6 protein-coding genes are annotated in these 5,100 nt (G+C 53.8%); 5 read left to right on the forward strand and 1 reads right to left on the reverse strand.

Annotated elements, in window-relative coordinates; genetic code table 11:
- From JNM42_RS00845 to JNM42_RS00865, 5 genes are all read left to right on the forward strand, one after another.
- On the forward strand, nt 1–654 hold a 654-nt coding region (locus tag JNM42_RS00845; protein WP_294264706.1), incomplete at its 5' end, for an IS110 family transposase.
- A gap of 225 nt (nt 655–879) precedes the next feature.
- A complete protein-coding gene (locus JNM42_RS00850) occupies nt 880–1,161 on the forward strand; it encodes a phage integrase N-terminal SAM-like domain-containing protein (protein WP_294264709.1) in 282 nt (93 codons plus the stop codon).
- Entirely contained in the window at nt 1,115–1,414 is a 300-nt protein-coding gene (locus JNM42_RS00855; protein ID WP_294264712.1) for a tyrosine-type recombinase/integrase, read from the forward strand. Before JNM42_RS00850 ends, JNM42_RS00855 begins: the two co-directional genes overlap by 47 nt.
- A gap of 86 nt (nt 1,415–1,500) precedes the next feature.
- Nucleotides 1,501–1,725 carry a site-specific integrase gene (locus tag JNM42_RS00860; RefSeq protein WP_294264715.1) on the forward strand — a complete coding sequence of 75 codons (225 nt, stop codon included), beginning with the start codon at nt 1,501–1,503 and terminating at the stop codon, nt 1,723–1,725.
- A gap of 751 nt (nt 1,726–2,476) precedes the next feature.
- Nucleotides 2,477–3,817, forward strand: coding sequence for a site-specific integrase (locus JNM42_RS00865; protein WP_294264718.1), 1,341 nt, complete (start codon nt 2,477–2,479; stop codon nt 3,815–3,817).
- Nucleotides 3,818–3,902: 85 nt separating this feature from the next.
- Here the strand turns inward: JNM42_RS00865 and dinB are convergent, their stop codons facing one another.
- On the reverse strand, nt 3,903–5,051 hold the full coding sequence (dinB, locus tag JNM42_RS00870; protein WP_294264723.1) for a DNA polymerase IV: 1,149 nt from the start codon (nt 5,049–5,051) through the stop codon (nt 3,903–3,905).
- Nucleotides 5,052–5,100 lie beyond the last annotated feature (49 nt).

The following is a 5,100-nucleotide window of genomic DNA, read 5'->3' on the forward strand; positions in this document are numbered from 1 at the left end:
GTCGAAGAGCGCACCGCCACCTACAACAGAATCCGCGGCCTGATCGCCGAATTCGGCATCGTCCTGCCGCAGAAAGTCGCCGGATTGCGCCAGAACATCGGCGCCCATCTCGAAGACCTTCCGGGGTATGACCGAAGGAAATCCCTGTGGGATGCCAACCAGTGCGTCGGCGACCTCCTGGCGCACGCTGACCAGCTCGATGTGCGCATTGCCGACTACGACAAAGCAATTGCCCACGCGGCGCGCGAGGATGCGCGCAGCAAGCGCCTGATGCAACGGCCCGGCATCGGCCCGGTCACCGCCAGCGCCCTCCTGGCCAGTCTCGGCAACGGGCACGACTTCAAGAACGGTCGTCAGGTCGCCGCCTGGATCGGGCTCGTCCCAGGGCAATACAGCAGTGGGGGCAAGACTAGACTGGGGCGGATCACCAAGGCCGGCGACCGTTACCTGCGCAGTCTCCTGGTCATGGGCGCCCGATCCATTCTGTCCGGCCTGGGGGATAAGCAGGATGGTTTCAGCCGCTGGGCGCGTAGCCTGCAAGAGCGGCGCGGGTACTGGAAAGCCGTGGTCGCCATTGCGGCGAAGAACGCTCGGCTGGCGTGGGCGGTGTTGAAGTACGGCGAGGATTTCCGGCTCAACACGAGTGCGGCCTGACCGGCGGTCAATGTGTCGTATAGAGTATAGATATCGCCAACGGAAAGGAACACGCGTGCCGCAGGAGGGCGGCCAGGAATCACCGATGCACTGCATGCGTTGATGTGAAGCGGGTTGGACCCGCGCCGGGCGTGCCAGATTAGCTCAAGGGGAAGAGGTTATTCCCGGCTAACGATTGAGGTCCCGGCGCGCGTCTTTCATCAGGGTCCGGGCCCAGAGCCCAGCATGACCACCATCGCCACCGAACACTTTGACCGGCATTACCAGACGCATCTCAAGCACCTCAAGCTCAAGGGGCTGCAACCCAAGACCATCGAAGCCCACTCGCGCGCCATCCGTCGTGTTGGCGAGCGCTTCGATCATAGAATCGACAGTCTTTCCGAAGCCCAACTGACGGACTACTTCAGCGATCTGGTGGCCTCACACTCCTGGAGCACGGTCAAGCTCGATCTCTACGGACTTGTCCCAAGGGATACCGCTTCGCATAAAGTTCTACTACGCCCATGACTTGCGCCAGCCCTGGATAGCGCCCGGCCTGATCAAGCCGCCCAAGACCCAGCGCCTGCCGGACATCGTCACGGTCGAGGAGGCCAAGCGGCTATTCGCCGCCACCCGCGTGATCAGCTACCGGGTGTTCTACTTCACCCTCTACAGCATGGGGCTGCGTCTCGGCGAAGGATTGCGGCTGCAGGTGGGTGACATTGACGCGGCACACGGGCACGTGAACATCCGCAATGCCACCAGAAGTAGGCGCCTCTAGCCGAGGGCAATCGGGATCGCCTCGTTCCCCTGCCGCAAGCGACCCACCAGCTTTTGCGCCGCTTCTGGTCCGTGCATCGCAACCCCGTGCTGTTGTTTCCCAATCGCCATGGCGGTTTGAAAGGAGCATCATTCGAGCAACTCGACGCGCCATTGATCGCCGCCTTCCTTGATGACCTACAGCAGGGGCGCGGTATTACGCCCCGCAGCCGCAATCTGCGGCTCACTGCCATCCGCTCCTTCTTTCGCTTTGCGGCCTTTGAACTGCCAGCGTGTTCGGAACAGATCCAACGCGTTCTGGCGATAAGGTAATTGATTTTCTCGTCGATCACCGATTCTGTCATGTTGGGGAGCCTGTTCGATTCAAGCAAAAGGAAAATCTCATATGCTATGAAGCAAAAGTGTCAGGTGGAAAGCTGGCACAGGTGGTGTGTGAATTTGGTGTCTGTAGATTCAGAACAAATCACGATTGATTCTTTTGCTTACGTAAGCCTAGTAAAAGATCGAACTGACACCAGAGGACCGATATGAGAAAGCTTTTACATAAAAGCAATCCATGAGGCCGGACAGCAGAACAAAAACCCTGCCTAAGTGCGGGTTTTTCTTTGCCTGTCGATAGGCTTATCGGCGGCTTTGTCCATGGAGATTTCAGGCACGGGAACACGACTACTTTGTATGGCAAAAATTCGACATCATTTCAAAGGAATTAAAGCACGGATGCGCGCCAACTTGAGTTTGTCGTCCCTTAAAAAAGCCCCGGTCGACTTTTATTTAAGGCTCCTGTAAGGCACGGAAGCCAGGAAAGCAAAAAGGCCAATCCGAAGATTGACCTAAGTGCTTGATTCTATTGGTCGGGGCGGCGGGATTCGAACTCGCGACCCCTTGCACCCCATAAGTTTTAAAGTTGATCCATCAACGTCCATAGCAATCCATTAATTGAGATAATATACTTTAATATCAGTTAGTTAAAAATATTGATAGTCCTAGATCATCCGCTATAATCCACTGCAAGCCGACAGATCTGTTGGGCACTTTGTTGGGCACTTTTTTTGGAATTGCGAATATGGCTAAACTTACGGTCAAGGAACTGGAGAGCCTTACTACTGTTGATGTCGGCAAGCGACTGACGGATGAGCACTCTTTATTTGGAGTGGCCAAGTCGAAGGGTAATGGTGTTGCTATTCTGTTTCGTTGGCGATACCGGTTCGATGGCAAGCTTCATGATTACACCTGTGGCACTTGGCCAACCAAGTCACTTAAGGGGATTCGCGAGACCAGAGACAATGCCCGGCAACTGCTGAGTCAGGGCAAAGACCCCAACGAAGCGAAGCGCATTGACCAACTCACGGGTAAAGCTGAGCAGGCTGAGGCAGTCGCCGAAGCGAAAGCCAGAATCGCGGAAACTGAATCTCGTCAAGCTCGAATCTCTGTTGCTGAGCTTTTCGAGCGTTGGGCTAGCGTGGAACTCATTCGTCGCAAGGACGGAGGCAAGGAAATCCGGCGTATGTTTGGGAAGGACGTGCTGCCGACAATTGGTCATATCGCCGTTGAAGACGTGAAAAAGGGGCACATCACCGCGGTGACTGATGCCATGCTCACTCGTGGCGTCAATCGAATGGCAAAGCTTGTTTTCTCGCTAATTCGACAAATGTTCAGGTTTGCGGTGGATAGGGACATTATTGAAGCCGATCCAACGGCCAGCATACGCAAGGCCAAGATTGGTGGTAAGGATACCGAACGCGACCGTGTTTTGTCCGAGGATGAGATCAGGGAATTAAAGCATAAAATTCCAGATGCGAAATTATTGTTCTCGACCGAGTATGCGATTTGGCTGACGCTATCCACGTGTTGCCGAATTGGTGAGTTGATGAATGCCCGATGGGAACATATCAACTATGATCGTGGTACTTGGTTGATTCCTCAAGAACATTCCAAGAATGGCAAGGCGCACATCATTGCACTATCAGAATTCTCGGCCGACTATTTCCGCCGACTGCAACAAATCAATGGTAATTCTAAGTGGTGCTTTCCAAACGCTAGAAACACGGGAGCGATTAACTCAAAGACAGTGACCAAACAGCTCGGAGACCGTCAGCATACAGCCGAACCAATGAGCCGTCGCAGTAGTGCAACAAACACCCTTTCGTTATCGATGGGCAAATGGACACCACACGATCTACGGCGGACGGGTGCCACGATGATGACGAAGCTCCATGTATTGCCGGAGGTGGCTGAACGTTGCCTCAATCACACCGAGGAAAACAGAATTAAACGTATTTACCAACGGCATAGCTACGAAAGTGAAATGCGTGAAGCATGGCAACTGCTCGGTGAGCGTCTTAATCTGCTTATACGTAGTGATGATGCAAATATAATTCTTATCTCTGGAAGCAAGGCTGCTTGACGTTTTCGACACTTCGTCTGAAGAGGAGTCGTCGCTGGTGACAAGACGTTCGAGTTGGTCGTCTTAAATTTTGGGATCCCAGGGGCTAAAAAGGAAATTCAGACTGAATCCCAGCGTGGTTCAATTCGGCTTCTGCCATGGGAATCAATCCACTGGCCCGAACACCGAGCAGCCGGATTTTTTGCGTCAAAGGGATCCTTTTGAGACACTCACCGGCCATCTTTCGAATCTGAGTGCCGTCGCTCACATACCCCGGCAAGGTGACATCCCGGGTTACCGCATGAAAATCCGAGAACTTCAATTTGATGCCGATTGTCCGGCTGACATAGCCCTTCCGTTTCAGATCTTCGGCAACGCGCATGCATAGCGATGTAAGAATCTCTGTCAGTTCTGCCTTGTTATGTTTGGCGTGCAGATCACGCTCGAACGTGCTTTCGCGGCTGATGGACTTGGATTCGGATTCGGTGACGATGGGCCGGTCATCGAGACCATGAGCCACTTGGTGCAACCAAAACCCCGTCGAACGCCCAAACTCGCTCACCAGAAACTGAACCGGTGCCGCCGCCAACTCCCCGATGGTGTTAATGCCATGCCGAGTCAGTTTTTCAGCAGCTCTGGGGCCGATCCCATTGATCTTCTTCGTTGCCAACGGCCAGATTCGGGCTGGGATTTCTTCCATGCTGAGAATAGTAATCCCATTGGGCTTATCCAGATCGGAACAGATTTTTGAGAGCAGCTTGTTTGGGGTGATACCGATGGAACACGTCAGACCGGTTGCATCGAATACGGCCTGCTTGATGCGCCGTGCCAATGAGTTCGTGTTTTCCTGAATGGCACTCAAGTCGATATAGATTTCATCAATGCCCCGATCCTCTATCTTCGGGGCAATGCTTTCCACGGCATTCTTGAACCGCCGAGAGTAATCACGATAGGCGTCAAAATTGGCGGGAAGAAGGATGGCCTCCGGTGCCAATTGTGCTGACTTCATCAGTCCCATCCCGGAAAATACGCCCAGTGCTCGTGCTTCATAGGTGGAGGTCGTAATCACACCGCGTCCGGCATAATCCCTTAACCGGGCAAAACGCTTGGTGCCGTCAGGTTGCTCGACGGGATGATGGACATTTCGCCCCCCGACCACCACCGCCTGCCCCCGAAGTTCCGGGTAGCGGAGCAATTCGACTGACGCGAAAAAAGCATCCATGTCGAGGTGGGCAATACGGCGAATACTGAACATAACCACAGTATATGTGATTTTTACGGCTATCCGGATACCTGATTGACGT

It is taken from the genome of Propionivibrio sp. (assembly GCF_016790145.1).
GTDB lineage: Bacteria > Pseudomonadota > Gammaproteobacteria > Burkholderiales > Rhodocyclaceae > Propionivibrio.

What these genes read in the sequence shown, in the direction of transcription:
- JNM42_RS00865 (WP_294264718.1), top strand. Translation starts at nt 2,477, where the DNA reads ATGGCTAAACTTACGGTCAAGGAACTGGAGAGCCTTACTACTGTTGAT.
- dinB (WP_294264723.1), bottom strand. Translation starts at nt 5,051, where the DNA reads ATGTTCAGTATTCGCCGTATTGCCCACCTCGACATGGATGCTTTTTTC.
- JNM42_RS00850 (WP_294264709.1), top strand. Translation starts at nt 880, where the DNA reads ATGACCACCATCGCCACCGAACACTTTGACCGGCATTACCAGACGCAT.